Raw genomic sequence first — 17,242 nt, forward strand, 5'->3', positions numbered from 1 at the left:
TACTTTTGTAAGTTTCGCACAAAAATACAGACGCAAAATTGTTTAAAAGTGAATCAATACTCCGATATTTTCCTGTTTTTCAGCCATTTTACAAATCTGATAACAAACAGGATGATACCGATAAGAGCTATTGCAGCCGAAATAAAGAACACTGCAAGCTGTTCCTTGCCTATTTCGCCCTCCACTATCATAAGAGGTGCAAATTCAGTCTCATCAGCGCCCACATATACAAGATCCTCGATAGTATCATCGTATATGGGCTTATAGTCCTTATGTGAAGGCTGATCCCAGAGCTTGCCCTTGAAAGGGATATCACCCTCGGGGAAATCGCCCTTCTCGATATCGTCATTTGTCAGATACTCATACCACTCGTCGGCAAGAGCGTTGAGCTTTGATATCATTTCCTCATCTGTAGTGGAGAAAACAGCATAAGCCTTTCCGCCGGTATAGGTAACGATGTAATAGGGAGTCTCGCTTGTTGAGGTTGTAACTCCAAATCTCTTCTCGGACGTTTCAAGAGTTGCAAAAGGTCCGTAAACGAAATCGATATCGCCCTCTATAAGTGCCTTGTCAGTAAGGTCGGCAACTTCAGCAGTATTAAAATCTATGGTCTTGCCGCTGAAATACATCCTTACATCCGTAAAAGCTACACAAGCTAAAAGGAAGCAGCCTATCGTAAGTATCAGGTGAAGCTTGAAAAAGCCGTTTAATTTCATAAAATACCCTCCGAAAAATCAGTACAGGACATGTTTTTGTTTTTCTTTTTTTCTCTCTGAAATATTTTTGACCGCCTGAACGATCATACCGATCAGGCTTATAAGCACAAGTGCAGCGCCGCCAAGAGCAAGCACAGCATCCTTCTTATCGGAAGTTTCATCGGAAATAATGTATTCCGTCATAAGATCACTGCTCACGCCTGCATTTTCCAGCCATGTATCACGTGCTTTAATATAGTCGCTGTCGGTACGCTGTGCCATCAGTTTTCCGTCTATTTTTATCGAAACCGAAGGAACAGCCGAACTGTAACTGCCGCTGACGAGCTTTGAAATGTATCTTTCCGTTTTTTCGGATGCCTTATCAAAGGCTTCGATGCGTTCCTTATCGCTGACACGGACGAGCGTATAGAAGCCGCCGTCAAAAAGTCCGTACTCAGCCGAGGATATAGCCTTTGCCCAGTCCTCGCGCATCAGGTTTGTAACAAGATAATAGTTGACCTTGCGCTTGACAGGTATAACGCCATACTCGCGGAAGGTCTCCTCAGACTTCATGACCGACTGTACAGCGAAAACTTCTCCCACTATACCCGAAGGAGCATTATACTGCATACGCTTCGAGTCATTGAGATCTATCTTTTTTCCGCTGAACCATATATACGCATCGCTTGCGCCGAAAAAGATGCACACCGCACCTATCAGCAAAACAAGGAACATACGGAAAACTGCTCTTCCCGAACTGCCTTTCATACAAAACCTCCGAAAAAAGAAAAACGGCTGCAGGAAATTCTGCAGCCGCGATTGATTACTTGATCATCTTTGCTATTTCGTCAGCCAGATTATCTTCCTTCTTTTCGATACCTTCGCCGCGCTCATAGCGGATAACGTCAACGATCTTTATTGAACCGCCGAGCTTCTTAGCCTCAGCGTCAACATAGCCCTGAACTGAGAGCTTATCGTCCTTAACGAAAGCCTGCTCGAGGAGGCAGTTCTCTGAATAGTACTTGCCGACCTTGCCTTCAACGATCTTAGCTCTAACCTGCTCAGGCTTTGAAGCCATCTTAGGATCCTCAGCCATCTGAGCCATCATGATCTCCTTCTCCTTCTCGATAACCTCAGCAGGAACCTGCTCGCGGCAGAGATATGGAGCATTGAGAGCTGCGGACTGCATTGCAACGTCCTTACCGATAGCAGCAACCTTGTCAGCAGGAAGATCAGTGTCCATCTTAACGAGAACGCCGATGCTGCCGCCGTTGTGGATGTAAGAAGCGAGAGCACCCTCGAGTCTTACGAAACGACGGATAACGATGTTCTCACGGATCTTCATGCCTGCGAGCTCTGTAAGAGCCTCACCAACTGTACCTGTGCCGTTTGCGATAGGCTCGTTCTTGAGAGCCTCAACGTCAGCAGGAGCCTTGTCTATGATAGTCTTTGCAACGTTAGCAACGAAGTTTCTGATATCGTCTGTGTTAGCAGCAAAGTCTGTCTCTGTATTTACTTCAAGAAGAACGCCCTTGTCGCCTTCAACTACAGCAGCAACTACGCCCTCTGCAGCAGCTCTTCCGCTCTTCTTAGCCTGTGTAGCAAGTCCTTTTTCTCTGAGGAACTCGATAGCCTTGTCCATATCGCCATCGTTTTCTTCGAGAGCCTTTTTACAGTCCATCATACCAACGCCTGTGGACTTCATCAGTTCCTTGATCTCTGCAACGGATACCTTACCCATTGTTATTACCTCCCATAAATTAATAAGTTACAAATCTACAAAAACCCGAAATAATTCGGGTTTTTGCAATGATTACCATGTACAAATAATATTGCCTTCTGAATCTAATTTTTGTAATTCAACGCCAAGATAAAAAGCACTTTCACTATAACGATCAAAACAATCCCAAGCATGGTCAAAATCATGAAATTCCATAGATCCAGGGCCTAATGAATGAAGCATATCATTTCGATCGCTCTCATCAGTCCAAACGACTCTATATACATAAGCGTTCTCTTCATCAGTAGCTGGTGATGGTTCGATTCTCATAACATACTTCTCCAATCATTAATTATTCAGCGTCGCTTGCTTCCTCAGCAGCAGCCTCCTCAGCAGGAGCCTCTTCTGCCTGAGCCTCAACAGCAGTGTCATCACCCTGTCTGCCCTCGAGAATAGCGTTTGCAACTGTACCTGCGATGAGCTTAACTGCACGGATAGCGTCATCGTTACCAGGGATAACGTAATCAACTTCGTCAGGATCGCAGTTTGTATCAACGATAGCAACGATCGGGATGTTGAGCTTCTTAGCCTCAGCAACAGCGATCTTTTCCTTGCGTGGGTCAACGATAAAGAGAGCTGCAGGGAGCTTCTTCATTGTCTTGATACCGCCGAGGAACTTCTCGAGCTTTTCGATCTCGAGGTTGAGCTTAACAACTTCCTTCTTAGGGAGAAGAGCGAATGTGCCGTCCTCTTCCATTGTGTGGAGCTGCTCAAGTCTCTTTATTCTTGTCTGGATAGTCTTGAAGTTTGTGAGCATACCGCCGAGCCATCTTGCGTTTACGTAGTGAGCGCCAGCGCGTGTAGCCTCTTCCTTAACTGAATCTCCTGCCTGCTTCTTAGTACCAACGAAAAGTACCTCGCCGCCGTTTGCAGAGATCTCACGAACGAAGTTGTAAGCCTCTTCAAGCTTCTTGACTGTCTTCTGAAGGTCGATGATGTAGATACCGTTTCTCTCTGTGAAGATGTACGGTGCCATTTTTGGGTTCCAGCGTCTTGTCTGGTGGCCGAAGTGAACGCCTGCCTCAAGAAGCTGCTTCATTGAAACTACTGACATTGTGTAGTCCTCCTTAAAATTGGTTAATATTAATCCTCCGCCCGACTTAGCTCACGGACAACGCCGAAAGGCGCACCAATCCGTAAAAGTACAAGCGTGCGAATTGCCTTATAATTATAACACGAACCGACAGAATATGCAAGATTTCAGGCAGTTCAGCCGCCGCAGAATTTCAAGAACATTTATCATCGTTTTTTAGTGATTTTAACGGAAGATATCTGTCCGCAAGTATGACGTCGCTCCCGATTACTCTTATACCGCTGCAGGGTATCTCTATCCCCTCTTCACGTCCGAAGAACCAGCGGCGCCCGTAAATCAGCAGCGCAGTCACCTCCGCCGAATCCGCATCGAGCCGCAGATCGTCTATATATCCGAGTCTTTCGCCGTTCCTTATGTCTATAACCTCTTTCCTGCAAAGCTCCTCAAAGCTGTATATCATAAACAAATCCCCCTGACATACTATATATTATAGTATATGCAGAGGGACTTGCCGACAATTATTCGTCCTTATTCTTTTTCTTGCCTATAACAGCGGTTATAATACCTATAATTACCGCAGCTGCTGCAATTATGAGCAGAAGCTTTACAGGGAACTGGTCACCTGTAGCAGGCGAAGCAGCGAAAGCTGCCATTAATTCGTAAAACATATTTATCCTCCTGTGACATATAGATTTATGCACTTACGGTCAATATTGTATCACAATGAAACGGATTTGTCAAATCAGGAGCATCAGAAACGCACGACTACAGCATTTACTTAGTATAAAGTTAAAATCGCTCTGTATATGTTAGAAGGGAACGCCCTCTCTTGCAGGGCGTTCCCTCTTTCAAAACAGTCCACCGGACTGTTTTGAAATTCACCCTTTGCGGAGCGCTTTGTGTAATGAGGGACTCCGTCCCTCACCCTGCCAGAGGCTCTGCCTCTGGACTCCGGCAGGGAGCGAGCGGCTCCCTGCACCCCGCTTATTCGCACCTTAATTTACTGCATAACACCAGTTCTCAACCCGACCTGTATTTGTTCAAAATATATGCTGCCCTGATCAGAAACGGAAATCTCTCTTTCCGCCGTTCTTTATCTCGTCAAGGTACTCGATAGCTCTTGCACGGCGCTTCTCATCTGGTACATTCTTTATCTCACGGGCAATAAGAGCCTCGCCGACTTCTCTTGTTTCAGGTGAAGCGTAGTCAACAAGGTACTCCTGTAAGGTCATGAGAGCGTTCGGGTGACAGCAGTTCTGTATCTGTCCGACTTTGCAGAGCGCCATGAAACGGTCGCCTGTACGTCCCTCACGGTAGCAGGCAGTACAGAACGAAGGGATATAACCGCCCTTCATGAGCCAGTTTACTACCTCATCCAGTGAACGCTGGTCGGAAACATCGAACTGCTCTGTGTCATGAGGTCTTTCGTCAGCCGAATAGCCTGCATAACCGCCGACAGATGTACGTGAACCGCCTGAGATCTGGGATATACCGAGTCCGAGCACCTTATCACGGCAGGTCTCGTTCTCACGGGTAGAGATTATCATGCCTGTGTATGGTACTGCGATACGTATACATGCGATTATCTTTGCGAATGTATCGTCGTCAATACCGTTATCGAAAACAGTGGGATCTATATCGCTTGCGCGCTTTACACGGGGAACGCTGATAGTGTGCGGACCTACGCCGTGTACTGCTTCAAGGTGCTCGGCATGCATAAGAAGTCCTGCGAACTCGTACTTATACATATCAAGTCCGAAGAGAACACCGAGTCCCACATCGTCGATACCGCCGTCCATAGCTCTGTCCATAGCCTCGGTGTGGTAAGCGTAGTTGTGCTTAGGTCCTGCGGGATGAAGCTTCTCGTAGCTCTCCTTGTGGTAGGTCTCCTGGAACAGGATGTAAGTACCGATACCTGCGTCCTTGAGCTTCCTGTAGTTCTCAACGGTAGTAGCGGCAATGTTGACGTTTACACGTCTTATAGCGCCGTTCTTGTGCTTTATTGAGTAGATAGTGTCGATACATTCGAGGATGTACTCTATAGGATTGTTTACAGGATCCTCACCTGCTTCGATAGCAAGACGCTTGTGTCCCATATCCTGAAGTGCGATAACTTCCTGACGGACTTCCTCCTGAGTCAGCTTTTTACGCGGTATTTCCTTGTTCTGCATGTGATAGGGACAGTATACACACTGGTTCACGCAGTAGTTGGAGAGATAGAGCGGTGCGAACATAACGATACGGTCGCCGTAGAAAGCCTCCTTGATCTCACGGGCAAGGGAGTATATCTTCTCGGTCATCTCGGGAAGATCGCAGGCAAGAAGAACACTTGCCTCACGGTGTGTGAGTCCTGAACATTCAACTCCTCTGCCTGTTTTCTTGGGACGTGCCTTTTCAAGGAGCGACTCGATAAGCTCACGGTCGTGCTTATGCTCCTCTGCATAGGCGAGAGTTGCCTTTATTTCCTCGTCGTTTATGAATTCCTCTGCTTTTAAAGATTTAACGTCGTACATATATTTGACCTCCGATCAATATTTTGAGTTAAATGCAGCGATACGGAATCGCCGCATATCACTTCTTTTTCTTAGGCTCGGGCAGTTCATCAACCATAGCCTTAAATAGTCCGCATAAAAACTCCTTATCGTCCACATCATCCACAAGGAGCATTTCCTTTGCGCCTTCGTATGGACGTTCCATTGAAGCTTCGGGCATAAGCTCCCGAGCCGACCTTGTGGGTTTGACAAGGAACCTGTCATCGTAGATACCGCCGATTATCTTACCTCTGTAGTAAATGATATATTCGCCCATCATCGCACGGTAAGACACATCATCAAGACCTGACAGCTGTTCCAGAATGAAATCCAGATATTCTTTTTTCGATGCCATAAGCTCACCTTTATTTCCGTTATCACTTCTTGGAGATAGCCGCCTTGACCGAGACTCCCGAAATCTGCCCGAGTCTGCCTGTAAGACTGCTTATCTCGTCGGGTGAAGCATCAAGAGCGACCGATATGAGCGATATACCGCGCTCCTTGTATGGTATGCCCATACGTCCGATGATAATGTCATTATACTCATGAAGCACATTGTTCACTTCGGGTACTGCTTCCTGCTCGTCAATGACGATAGCAGTTACCGCTATACGTTTATCTTCCATATCAGCCTCCCTGAAAAACAAAAAAGTCCGCCAAAAGGGCAGACAGGTACAGTTGTTCCATATACGCATAAAAACAGCCGCCTTCCGATAACGAAGTTTGCACTCCGCTGCCCGAAAACAAACAGATAAATTAATGCCGAGCACAGGATAAATCCAATGATCCGCAATCATATTATACCACTCTGACATAATATTGTCAAACAATTTTGTTAGTATCTACTAATATAATAACCTCAAAATCAATTGTCGCTCCCTTGCACGAAACGACATTTTCCGCCAGTCCGAAGTGGTATAATACTTTCATAGTTCAAAAAGGAGGCGACTATATGGCACTTGACATAACCTCGGAAAACGGAGCCGCTATAGCTCACATAAGCGGAGAAATAGACCACCACACCGCAAGAGCGCTCCGCACCGACCTGGACAGGTTCATCATCGCGATGCAGCCCGATATACTCGCTATAGACCTGAGCGGCATCACCTTCATGGACAGCTCGGGCATAGGTCTTATCATGGGACGTTGCAAGCTGATGAAGGAATGCGGAGGACGCATCGAAATACGCTCGCCGCAGCCGTATATACGGCGTGTTCTGCGGCTTTCAGGCATCGAACGCCTGGTAAGGATAACTTAAGGAGGTAAAAATGGAAATACTTAACGAAATAAAATTCAGTCTTCCGTCCCACTCGGTCAACGAAAGTACCGCAAGGGCGGTAGTATCATCATTTCTGGTGCAGGCTGATCCCACCGTGGAGGAGCTTTCCGATATACGTACAGCAGTATCAGAGGCGGTGACAAATGCGATAGTACACGGCTACAGGGGAAGCTTCGGGAAAGTGGACATCTCCGTGAAGCTCCTTGCAGGGCGCGAGATATACATACGCATAAAGGACTGCGGCTGCGGCATCCCCGACGTAAAAAAGGCAATGGAACCCCTTTACACTACCGCTCCCGAGGAAGAACGTTCCGGACTCGGCTTTTCTGTTATGGAGTCCTTTATGGACAAGCTCACTGTCAGGAGCGTAACGGGAAAAGGTACTACAGTGACCATGCGCAAGAGGTTAAAGGTACATGGCAGGTGAAGTCAAGGCTCCGCTTGCTGAAGAAAATCTCGGACTGGTACACCTCTGCGCTAACCGTTTCAGAGGTCGTGGCATCGAGTACGATGAGCTGTACTCCGCAGGCTGTCTGGGACTGGTCAAGGCGGTAAAGGCGTTTGATGCGGAACGGGGCGTGAAGTTCTCCACCTATGCGGTACCCGTCATACTCGGCGAGATAAAGCGGCTTTTCCGTGACGGCGGGACAGTACACGTCAGCCGCAGTCTTAAGGAGCTTTCTCTGCGCCTGCAAAAGCTAAGGGATGAGCTGATACTATCAGAGGGACGCGAGCCTGCGGTAAGTGAGCTTGCGGAGCTTTCGGGAGAGAGCGAATCCGACGTAGCACAGGCATTATGCGTAAGTCAGCCTGTACTGTCCCTCACTTCATCCGAGGATGATGGACAGCTTGATGTACCCGTAAGCGCTCCCGACGAAGAAATAACCGATATACTTGCCCTTCGGCAGATAATGGGACGTCTTGACCGCACGGACCGCGCTCTGCTTGAACTGCGCTACTTCCGAAGTCTTACCCAGTCAAGTACAGCCGCCGCACTGGGCATGACGCAGGTACAGGTATCAAGGCGTGAAAAAAAGCTCCTTGTTCAGATGAAAAAGGAGCTTCTTGAATGATTCAGAAAATGAGGTATTCTATGACCGAATTGGACATGAGAAAGCCTTTCGCCGTAAGATGTACACATTCTCCGTTGTATTCCGCATACCCTGCGCTTATGAGTGCAGGGAGTTTTTTTTCGATATCCGCTCTGTGTTCGGGAACTCTGCTGAGAAGCAGTCCCTCACGCAGTCTCAGCCTCAGCATTGCGTATTCCTCGAATCCGCAGGGCGACTCGTCCGTTATCTCCGTCTGCTGTACCTCAGAACCGATGAAGCCTTCAAGGTCACGGGGAACAGCGAACCGCTTTCCCATATAGCAGGAATGAGCCGAGGGACCTATCCCCAGATAGTCCCGACACTTCCAGTATCGGCAGTTATGTCTGCTCTCAAAGCCTTTCCTTGCGAAGTTTGACACCTCGTACTGCATGAAGCCGTGCTTTTCAAGCGTTTCCACCATATGAAGGTAGAGTCCGGCAGTTTTTTCCTCGTCGGGAAGGACTGAACGTATATCGTCGCAGTCAAAGGGAGTTCCCTCCTCCACCTTAAGAATATAGGCGGAGATATGCTGTATCGGCAGCTCTGTCAAGCGTTCTATGGTAGAATCGAGACTGTTCACATCCTGATGTGGGAGCGCCGTCATAAGGTCGCAGGATATATTTCCGAAGCCTGCTTCATGTGCGTCCCTGACGGCTTTTTCGGCACGTTCCGCAGTGTGAGTCCTGCCCAGCATCTTCAGTTCCCTGTCGTTCATGGACTGAACTCCGATAGAAAGCCGGTTTATGCCGACATCCCTGTATCCTGCAAGTCTCTTGGGAGTGAGAGTGTTGGGATTGGCTTCAATAGTAACTTCCGCATCCTTGTCAACATCAAAGCACTCACCGATACATCCGAGTATCTCTCCGAGCTGATGAGGTGAAAGCAGCGAGGGAGTACCTCCGCCGAAATAGACCGTATCCACCTTCCGCTCACCGTCACCGTAGTGGCGTATATTGCGTATTACCGCACTTACATAAAGCTCCGCCTGCTGTTTCGAGTAACAGGCGGAGTAAAAATCACAGTAGCCGCACTTTTTCCCGCAGAAGGGAACGTGTATATAGATACCGAGATCGCTCATCGTTTAAGTTCTATCCTGATAGCAGGTTCCATTTTGAAGAAGAAGGCGTTTGCTATCCTCGGGACGATGAATATAGCAAGTATCAGTCCCAGCACGACTCTCTTCTCTATGGGGTAGAGCCAGTCTATATCAGGTGCTTTCAGGTAGGTCAGCACTACCAGTACAAAGCAGATAAGGGCAAATACCGCATTGAATGCAGTTGCCGCCTTACCGTTCACGCAGAGTCTTCCGCACTCCTTACAGGGTTTGCCGTGGGAGTTGAGCTGACCTGCCATTGCCTTCGTTACGGGATTGAAGGACTTCTTTCCGCAGTGCGGACAAACATATATACTCATTTACGCAATATCCTTTCCTTTTGCCTCGGCAGCAGCAGCTGCTTCGGGAAGCTCCTTTGCAAGTGCTGCTTCGGCAGCAAGCGGAGCGAATTTATCCGAAATACTGCTCCTTCCGACAGTGGGGAGCGTTTTTTTCTTATGTGCGTGATGTCTGCTTCTGTTCACACCGAGGAAGCGTCTTATGTGGAGTATCAGCCAGCTTGCCGCAAGGATGCCCACATCCGCCCACATCATTTTCCTGTTGTGGTCGCCTGTTACCGCCGAGATTATGAGCAGTACAACAGCTGTAACAACAAGTGCCGAAAAGCTTATCTCCCTGAGGGTTATCCTCAGCTTTCTGAGAACTCTTCCGACCTTTGTATTATAGGATATGAACTCGGTAAGCACAGCTATAAGACTCAGCAGCAGTATAACTGCCGAAGCACCCAGTGCGATATAGTTCAGCATTATCACGTCACCTCCGTAATCATGAATCCAGCTTTAGAACGCTCATGAACGCCTCCTGCGGCACTTCTACCGTACCAAGCTGGCGCATACGCTTCTTTCCTTCCTTCTGCTTTTCGAGGAGCTTCTTTTTACGAGTGATATCACCGCCGTAGCACTTTGCAAGAACGTCCTTACGCATAGCCTTGACTGTCTCTCTTGCGATTATTTTTCCGCCGATAGCAGCCTGTATCGGTACTTCAAAGAGCTGACGGGGAATGTTATCCTTGAGCTTTTCGGCTATCTTACGTGCTCTGCCGTAAGCCTTGTCAGTATGAACGATGAATGAGAGCGCATCCACAACATCACCGTTAAGGAGTATATCAAGCTTGACGAGCTTTGAGGGAACATATCCCAGCATCTCGTAATCGAATGAAGCATATCCCTTGGTTCTGGACTTGAGAACGTCGAAGAAATCGTATACTATCTCGTTCAGCGGAAGCTCATAGTGGAGCTCGACACGGGTATCGTCCAGATACTTCATATCCTTGAAAACGCCTCGTCTGTCCTGACAAAGTTCCATGATATTGCCGACATAGTCCGAAGGGGAAAGGATGCTTGCCTTTACCATCGGCTCCTCTGCTACCTGTATCAGCGCAGGATCGGGGTAGTTGGTAGGGTTATCGATATACTGCACCTCGCCGTTGGTCATAGTTACCTTGTAGATAACCGAAGGTGCAGTGGTTATGAGGTCCAGATTGTATTCACGTTCAAGACGCTCCTGTATTATCTCCATGTGGAGGAGACCGAGGAATCCGCATCTGAAGCCGAATCCGAGTGCAATAGAGGTCTCAGGCTCGAAAGAGAGAGAAGCGTCGTTTAGCTGGAGCTTTTCCAGTGCTTCACGCAGATCGCCGTATTTAGCGCCGTCCGCAGGATAGATACCCGAGAACACCATAGGATTTACCTTGCGGTAACCGGGGAGCGGTTCATCACAGGGGAACTCGTCGTTCGTAACAGTATCACCTACACGGGTATCGCCGATACTCTTGATAGAAGCCGCAATATAGCCAACTTCTCCTGCTTCGAGCATACCTGTGTTATTGAGTGTTGTAGCGTCCATGCAGCCTGCTTCCACAACGGTGAATACTGCACCTGTAGCCATAAGACGTATGTTGTCGCCGATCTTTACTCTGCCTTCCTTGACTCTTACGTAGATGATAACACCCTTGTAGGAATCGTAATAACTGTCGAAGATAAGCGCCTTAAGCGGCTTTTCGGGATCTCCCTTAGGTGCGGGGATGTCAGTAACTATCCTTTCAAGAACTGCTTCGATGTTAGTACCCATTTTAGCGGAGATACGGGGAGCATCCATAGCAGGTATGCCTATTACGTTCTCCACCTCATTGCAGACTCTCTCGGGATCAGCCGAAGGAAGGTCTATCTTGTTTACAACGGGGACAACCTCCAGATCGTGCTCGATAGCGAGATATGTGTTCGCAAGTGTCTGCGCTTCGATACCCTGTGAAGCGTCAACGACGAGTATAGCGCCTTCACATGCGGCAAGAGAACGTGATACCTCATAGTTGAAGTCTACGTGACCGGGAGTATCTATCAGGTTGAAGATATAGTCCTCGCCGTCATTAGCGGTGTACTTAAGGCGGACTGCACGGGCCTTGATAGTGATACCGCGCTCACGTTCGATATCCATATTGTCAAGGAGCTGATCCTCCATGTCTCTGACGGCAACGGTCTCGGTCTTTTCGAGGATACGATCCGCAAGAGTGGACTTTCCGTGATCTATATGTGCTATTATACAGAAATTTCTGATCTTATCGTTAGCCAATGTTATTCCTCATTTCAAACATATTTATTCAGTATAATTATACCAGATTCTCCGCAGTTTGTAAAGAAGAAAAAAATTTTTTTCACAGAAGCCGCACAAAATACAATGATCAGTTAACAGAAATCAGAAAGCAGTTATAAGAACTAATAACTCAGAGCTAAGAACTTAGTAAACCACATTCAAATTCATCGTCGTAAAGCGATACCACAATTATCATTTATTCATTATTCGTTATTCAATACTCATTTTTATATATGGGATGATCCGAACGGTTGATTAATTAAAACTCTGATATTATTTACAAAAATAATCATTTTAAAATTTGCAGTTATAACAAAAAACGCCTTGCATGATTTAAAGATTTATGTTATAATAATAGAACATTTTATCCAAGAGGTGATCACATGAAAATTTTACTTATCGGCGGAACTGGTACTATAAGTATGGCTATAACCCGTCTGCTGTCAGCTCAGGGACACGATCTCTGGCTCATTAACCGCGGAGTCCGCAACGGCGCTCTCCCCGAAGGCGTAAACGTAATAAAGGGCGATATCAGCAATGAAGCTGAAATAGCTGAAAAGCTGAAGGATATGTCCTTCGACGCTGTGGGAGAATTCATCGGCTTCATCCCCGAACAGGTTGAGAGGGATTACAGACTGTTCAAGGGCAAAACAAAGCAGTATATCTACATAAGCTCCGCTTCTGCATATCAGAAGCCGCTTTCGGATTACCGCATCACCGAAAGCACTCCCCTTTCCAATCCCCACTGGAAATACTCCCGTGACAAGATAGCTTGTGAGGAGTTCCTTATGCGTATGTACCGTGAGAATGGTTTCCCTGTAACTATAGTCCGCCCCAGTCATACCTACGATGAGAGGTCGGTACCGCTGGGCGTTCACGGCGATAAGGGAAGCTGGCAGGTAATAAAGCGCATGATACAGGGCAAGCCTGTAATAATCCACGGCGACGGCACTTCGCTCTGGACCATTACCCATAATACAGACTTTGCAAAGGCTTATGCGGGACTTATCGGCAACATACACGCTATCGGGCAGGCTTTCCATATAACCTCGGACGAAAGCGTTACGTGGAATCAGATATATCAGATAATCGCAGATACTCTCGGAGTTGAACTCAAAGCCTGCCACGTACCGTCAGAATGGCTCTGCAAGGTCGGTCCCTATGATTTTGAAGGCACACTGATAGGCGACAAGGCTTCTACGGTAGTATTCGACAACTCCAAGATAAAACGTGCAGTCCCCGATTTTACGGCAACGGTACGTGCAGATCAGGGAATCCGTCAGACAGTTGAGTACATTCTCGCACACCCCGACTGTCAGCAGGATGACGATGAATTTGACAAATGGTGCGACAAGGTAGTGGAAGCAATGGAAAATTCCGCTAAGATAGAGTTCTGAGGAGGTAAAAACAATGGATAATTTTCAGTTCTGGAGCCCAACCGAGTTCGTATTCGGCAAGGGTACGGAAAACGAGGCAGGCAAATACGTAAAGAAGCACGGCGGTACTAAGGTGCTCCTCCACTACGGCGGAGGCTCGGCAATTAAGAGCGGACTTATCGACAGAGTCAGAAAGTCACTTTCGGATAATGGCATAGAGTACGTTGAACTCGGCGGTGTTAAGCCGAATCCGAGAGATACTCTCGTATACGAGGGAATCGATCTCTGCCGTGAGGAAAAGGTGGACTTCATCCTCTCAGTAGGCGGCGGTTCGGTAATCGACTCATCAAAGGCAATAGCTATGGGAGTTCCGTATGACGGCGATTTCTGGGATTTCTATACAGGAAAGAGTCCCGAGGCAGCACTTCCCGTTGCTACTATCCTCACTATTGCAGCCGCAGGCAGTGAAGGTTCAGGCGACTCGGTCATCACCAAGGAAGAAGGCGGACTTAAGCGCGGTGCAGGTTCGGATCTTATCCGTCCCCGCTTCTCTATAATGAACCCCGAGCTTACATGCACCCTTCCACCCTATCAGACAGCATGCGGAGCTACTGATATAATGGCTCACGTTTTCGAGCGCTATTTCACAAACACCGAGGAAGTTGAGATAACAGACCGTCTCTGCGAGGCTGTCCTCATGACTATGATAAAGGAGACTCCCCGAGTTATAGCCGATCCTTCAAACTATCAGGCAAGAGCTAACATAATGTGGGCAGGTACTGTAGCTCACACCAATATAGTCGGCGTCGGCAGACAGCAGGACTGGAACAGCCACGGCATCGAGCATGAGCTTTCCGCCCTCTACGACTGCGCTCACGGTGCAGGACTTGCAGTTATAATGCCTGCATGGATGGAGTTCGTATACAAGCACAACGTAATGCGCTTTGCACAGGCAGCCGTAAGAGTATGGGGCTGCAAGATGGACTTCGAGAATCCCGAAGCTACCGCACTTGAAGGTATCTCACGCTTCCGCAGCTTCCTTCACAGCATCGGTATGCCGATAAACTTCGAGGAGCTTGGCGCAAAGAAGGAGGACATCCCTGCACTTGTTGAGAAATTCGGCATAGGCGACGGACGTACAGGCGGATTCGTAGCACTTTCCGCAGCCGATATCACAGAGATATACAACATCGCCGCAAATGCTTCACTCTGATAAACTTAAAGGGCAACATTAACACAGAGATATTCATATAGGGTTTTATGTGAATTTATCGGGGGAAACCTTTCTGAGGAAAGGTTCCCTCTGACGGAGGCGGTCCCCTCTGCCTCACGTTGTTCGGCATCTCCCCGCACTGCGGGGAGTCACCCCGAACCCCTTTCCAAAGACTTTTTGCCCCAAATTTTAAGCCTGACATGGCACTCACTCACAGTATCACTAAAACAGTAGTTTTACAAGAGTGCCATGTCAGGCTGAAAATTTATAGTAAAGGCTCAGAAAAGAATCAGGGAACACCTCATTCAAAGGTATTCCCTGATAATACATATTAAACTTCTAAATATACCGCTCTTAATGCAGTCCTTTTACCAGATTCCGTATTCGGGAGTATCGCTGTTAGGATCTCCGCCAGTGTTAGGATCGCTGTTTCCTGTATCAGGAACTTCCGGCTGAGGATCAGGCTGCTGCGGTTCCTGCTGCTGAGGTGCAGGAGGATCTGTAGGTGCAACATACGGTGCTTCCGTCGGAGACGGCTGCTGCTGCTGAGGTGCTGCTGTAGGAGCATCCGTTGCAGGAGCAACATAAGAGGTATCGTTATTATTAGCTGCCTGCTGCGGTGCAGCTGTAGCATCCGCAGGCATGTAGTAAACGATGAGTTTCTTGCCTTCCTTGTTGCTGAAGTAGCTTCCTGCGCTTACGATATTGCCGTCCACCTGAAGCATAGTTACGGTATTCGGGCTTCCCCATGAAGTTGTGGAAGCGATAAGCGAGTAGTTTGAGATACCTGCTTCTTTAAGGCGGTTCTCGTACTGTGAAAGGGTTAGACCGCTGAAATCAGGGATTATAGCGCCTTCATTGCCCTTGCTGACCTTGATCTTTACAACGCTGCCCTGTGCTATCTGAGTACCGGGCTCGATATCCTGTTCAAAGATCATATCAGCTTCATACTCGTCGTTATAGTCATATATAGCTTCAAAAGTGAAGTAATCCTTATACTTCTGCTCGATGAGCTCATAGAACTTGCCGACCAGATCAGGCATTTCGGTATCAAGCTTCTGAGTTGTAGGCTCTGTTGCATCCGCAGCTTCGCCTGTAACTATGTTATCCGAAACAGAAGAACTGCTGGATGATGAGTTGCTGAGGCTTCCCGGAGATACCATATTGATTATAACAGTACCTATTATCGCAAGAATGACCAGAAGAAGGAGTCCGATTATAACAGGCACCTTTATACGGTCAACTATATTAACTTCTTCATAGCGGTATTCTTCCTCACGCGGCTCGTAAACCGGTGCTGGAGGCGGCGGAGGCGGAGCATACTGCTGCGGCTGCTGATAGCCGTAATTATTACCGCCGTAGGGGTTATTATTGTAACCGCCGTTGTTGTAAACGTTCTGCTGAGGCGGCTCGCTGATCTGAGGTTCGCGGTTATTGCGGACATTCTCAGGTGCAGGTGCGGGATTCTGATTCACAGGCTTCACAGGTGCAGGCTGCTCGAAAAGGCGTGTTACCAGTTCTGTGATAGTCTGTATCCTGTCACGTCCCGTAAGGTTCATGCCGTCCATGATGACCTTTGAAACGTGTGGAGGAACGCTGTTATTGAGTCTGCAAGGCTCGCAGAGGTCGTCATGCTTGAGTCGGCTTACCGAATCCACAGGCATACATCCTGTTACAGCACGGTAAAGCAGAGCACTTACGCCGTAAACGTCCGTCCATGAACCCTGACGGCTGCTGCTGCTTGCGGAATACTGCTCGGGAGCCGCATAGCCCTTGAAGAGCTCGTATTCGAGACCTGCATTTGCAGTTCTTACAGCGGAGATGCAGAAGCCGAAGAGCTTAAGCTCGCCTTTATTGGTGATATACACCGTATCAGGACTGATAGCGCGGTGGATGATACCTGCGTTATGAAGGATGCCGATAGTAGTGAACAGCGGAGGGAATATAGCCGAAGCCTGTTCCCAGGTGAGTTCACCTGCATTATCCTTGAGGTAATCAAGCATTTTAACGCCGTCGATGTACTCGAAAACGGTATATGTAGTATTGTTCTCTGCAAACATATCGAGAACAGGATCAATATTGGAGTTGTTCCTGAGCCTTGCAAGTGACTTGTTCAGCTCGGTATACTCTGCCATGAAAGCCTTGTATTTCGCAAGGTTATTGTAGTTTACACTGATAGTGGCCTTGCCCTTGACTCTTGTACAGAGATTTATAGGCATATACTCCCTGAGAAGCACCTTTGTACCCGTTGAGAGATCATGGCCGATATATGTTGCACCCTCGCCGTTATACTCCTGAAGAACGCCGACGAGGTATCTGTCGCGGAGAATAGTACCGGGGGCTATATACATCGGATTATGAGGAGTTTTTTCATCATATCCGCAATTTGGGCAGACATGCTTATCCGAATCATACTGTTCCATACACTTATAGCAAAATCTAAGTTCTCCCAAAGCAGATCCTCCTTCTTGACAATTGATAAGCAGCACAACTTACTGCTCCGATAGACACTTACGCTATCGTATCATATCTATTTTATCA

General features: G+C 47.8%; 20 protein-coding genes. 5 read left to right on the top strand and 15 right to left on the bottom strand.

What is annotated here, in order from left to right; all coding sequences use genetic code 11:
• Positions 1-53: 53 nt before the first annotated feature.
• From BT127_RS04715 to BT127_RS04755, 10 genes are all read right to left on the bottom strand, one after another.
• A complete protein-coding gene (locus BT127_RS04715) occupies positions 54-716 on the bottom strand; it encodes a DUF6709 family protein (RefSeq protein WP_075423874.1) in 663 nt (220 codons plus the stop codon).
• A gap of 18 nt (positions 717-734) precedes the next feature.
• Complete coding sequence (locus BT127_RS04720) at positions 735-1,463, bottom strand: hypothetical protein (RefSeq protein ID WP_075423875.1); 729 nt, start codon at positions 1,461-1,463, stop codon at positions 735-737.
• Positions 1,464-1,518: 55 nt separating this feature from the next.
• On the bottom strand, positions 1,519-2,436 hold the full coding sequence (tsf, locus tag BT127_RS04725; RefSeq protein ID WP_075423876.1) for a translation elongation factor Ts: 918 nt from the start codon (positions 2,434-2,436) through the stop codon (positions 1,519-1,521).
• Between the two features lie 72 nt (positions 2,437-2,508).
• Positions 2,509-2,745 (bottom strand): hypothetical protein, encoded by a 237-nt coding sequence (locus tag BT127_RS04730; RefSeq protein WP_075423877.1) that lies wholly within the window; start codon positions 2,743-2,745, stop codon positions 2,509-2,511.
• Positions 2,746-2,767: 22 nt separating this feature from the next.
• The gene (rpsB, locus tag BT127_RS04735) at positions 2,768-3,529 is read right to left on the bottom strand and encodes a 30S ribosomal protein S2 (RefSeq protein WP_075423878.1); all 762 of its coding nucleotides are present in this window, start codon (positions 3,527-3,529) and stop codon (positions 2,768-2,770) included.
• Positions 3,530-3,701: 172 nt separating this feature from the next.
• On the bottom strand, positions 3,702-3,968 hold the full coding sequence (locus tag BT127_RS04740; protein WP_075423879.1) for a YlmC/YmxH family sporulation protein: 267 nt from the start codon (positions 3,966-3,968) through the stop codon (positions 3,702-3,704).
• 58 nt (positions 3,969-4,026) lie between these two features.
• Complete coding sequence (locus BT127_RS16425; RefSeq protein WP_139275417.1) at positions 4,027-4,176, bottom strand: LPXTG cell wall anchor domain-containing protein; 150 nt, start codon at positions 4,174-4,176, stop codon at positions 4,027-4,029.
• 393 nt (positions 4,177-4,569) lie between these two features.
• Positions 4,570-6,021 carry a [FeFe] hydrogenase H-cluster radical SAM maturase HydG gene (hydG, locus tag BT127_RS04745; protein ID WP_075423880.1) on the bottom strand — a complete coding sequence of 484 codons (1,452 nt, stop codon included), beginning with the start codon at positions 6,019-6,021 and terminating at the stop codon, positions 4,570-4,572.
• 58 nt (positions 6,022-6,079) lie between these two features.
• The gene (locus tag BT127_RS04750) at positions 6,080-6,394 is read right to left on the bottom strand and encodes a TfoX/Sxy family protein (protein WP_075423881.1); all 315 of its coding nucleotides are present in this window, start codon (positions 6,392-6,394) and stop codon (positions 6,080-6,082) included.
• Between the two features lie 22 nt (positions 6,395-6,416).
• Positions 6,417-6,665, bottom strand: coding sequence for a TM1266 family iron-only hydrogenase system putative regulator (locus BT127_RS04755; RefSeq protein ID WP_075423882.1), 249 nt, complete (start codon positions 6,663-6,665; stop codon positions 6,417-6,419).
• Between the two features lie 326 nt (positions 6,666-6,991).
• On the opposite strand from BT127_RS04755, the gene BT127_RS04760 reads away from it, so the two are divergent.
• From BT127_RS04760 to BT127_RS04770, 3 genes are read left to right on the top strand one after another with little or no spacing between them, the layout of a single operon-like run.
• The gene (locus tag BT127_RS04760; RefSeq protein ID WP_082334899.1) at positions 6,992-7,297 is read left to right on the top strand and encodes an STAS domain-containing protein; all 306 of its coding nucleotides are present in this window, start codon (positions 6,992-6,994) and stop codon (positions 7,295-7,297) included.
• A 10-nt stretch (positions 7,298-7,307) separates the two neighbouring features.
• Positions 7,308-7,745 carry an anti-sigma F factor gene (spoIIAB, locus tag BT127_RS04765; RefSeq protein WP_075423884.1) on the top strand — a complete coding sequence of 146 codons (438 nt, stop codon included), beginning with the start codon at positions 7,308-7,310 and terminating at the stop codon, positions 7,743-7,745.
• Complete coding sequence (locus BT127_RS04770; protein WP_075423885.1) at positions 7,735-8,391, top strand: sigma-70 family RNA polymerase sigma factor; 657 nt, start codon at positions 7,735-7,737, stop codon at positions 8,389-8,391. The genes spoIIAB and BT127_RS04770 overlap by 11 nt, the downstream gene beginning before the upstream one ends.
• A gap of 1 nt (position 8,392) precedes the next feature.
• Here the strand turns inward: BT127_RS04770 and hemW are convergent, their stop codons facing one another.
• From hemW to lepA, 4 genes are read right to left on the bottom strand one after another with little or no spacing between them, the layout of a single operon-like run.
• Complete coding sequence (hemW, locus tag BT127_RS04775; RefSeq protein ID WP_075423886.1) at positions 8,393-9,487, bottom strand: radical SAM family heme chaperone HemW; 1,095 nt, start codon at positions 9,485-9,487, stop codon at positions 8,393-8,395.
• Positions 9,484-9,822, bottom strand: a complete 339-nt coding sequence (locus BT127_RS04780; protein WP_075423887.1) for a hypothetical protein — start codon at positions 9,820-9,822, stop codon at positions 9,484-9,486. Before BT127_RS04780 ends, hemW begins: the two co-directional genes overlap by 4 nt.
• Entirely contained in the window at positions 9,823-10,269 is a 447-nt protein-coding gene (locus BT127_RS04785) for a hypothetical protein (RefSeq protein ID WP_075423888.1), read from the bottom strand.
• Between the two features lie 19 nt (positions 10,270-10,288).
• The gene (lepA, locus tag BT127_RS04790; protein WP_075423889.1) at positions 10,289-12,091 is read right to left on the bottom strand and encodes a translation elongation factor 4; all 1,803 of its coding nucleotides are present in this window, start codon (positions 12,089-12,091) and stop codon (positions 10,289-10,291) included.
• Positions 12,092-12,495: 404 nt separating this feature from the next.
• On the opposite strand from lepA, the gene BT127_RS04795 reads away from it, so the two are divergent.
• Complete coding sequence (locus tag BT127_RS04795; protein ID WP_075423890.1) at positions 12,496-13,509, top strand: SDR family oxidoreductase; 1,014 nt, start codon at positions 12,496-12,498, stop codon at positions 13,507-13,509.
• A gap of 13 nt (positions 13,510-13,522) precedes the next feature.
• Complete coding sequence (locus tag BT127_RS04800; protein WP_075423891.1) at positions 13,523-14,701, top strand: iron-containing alcohol dehydrogenase; 1,179 nt, start codon at positions 13,523-13,525, stop codon at positions 14,699-14,701.
• 368 nt (positions 14,702-15,069) lie between these two features.
• On the opposite strand, the gene BT127_RS04805 is transcribed toward BT127_RS04800, so the two are convergent.
• Positions 15,070-17,154 (bottom strand): protein kinase domain-containing protein, encoded by a 2,085-nt coding sequence (locus tag BT127_RS04805; RefSeq protein WP_075423892.1) that lies wholly within the window; start codon positions 17,152-17,154, stop codon positions 15,070-15,072.
• Positions 17,155-17,242 lie beyond the last annotated feature (88 nt).

This window comes from Ruminococcus sp. XPD3002 (assembly GCA_900119535.1).
Lineage (GTDB): Bacteria > Bacillota > Clostridia > Oscillospirales > Ruminococcaceae > Ruminococcus > Ruminococcus flavefaciens_H.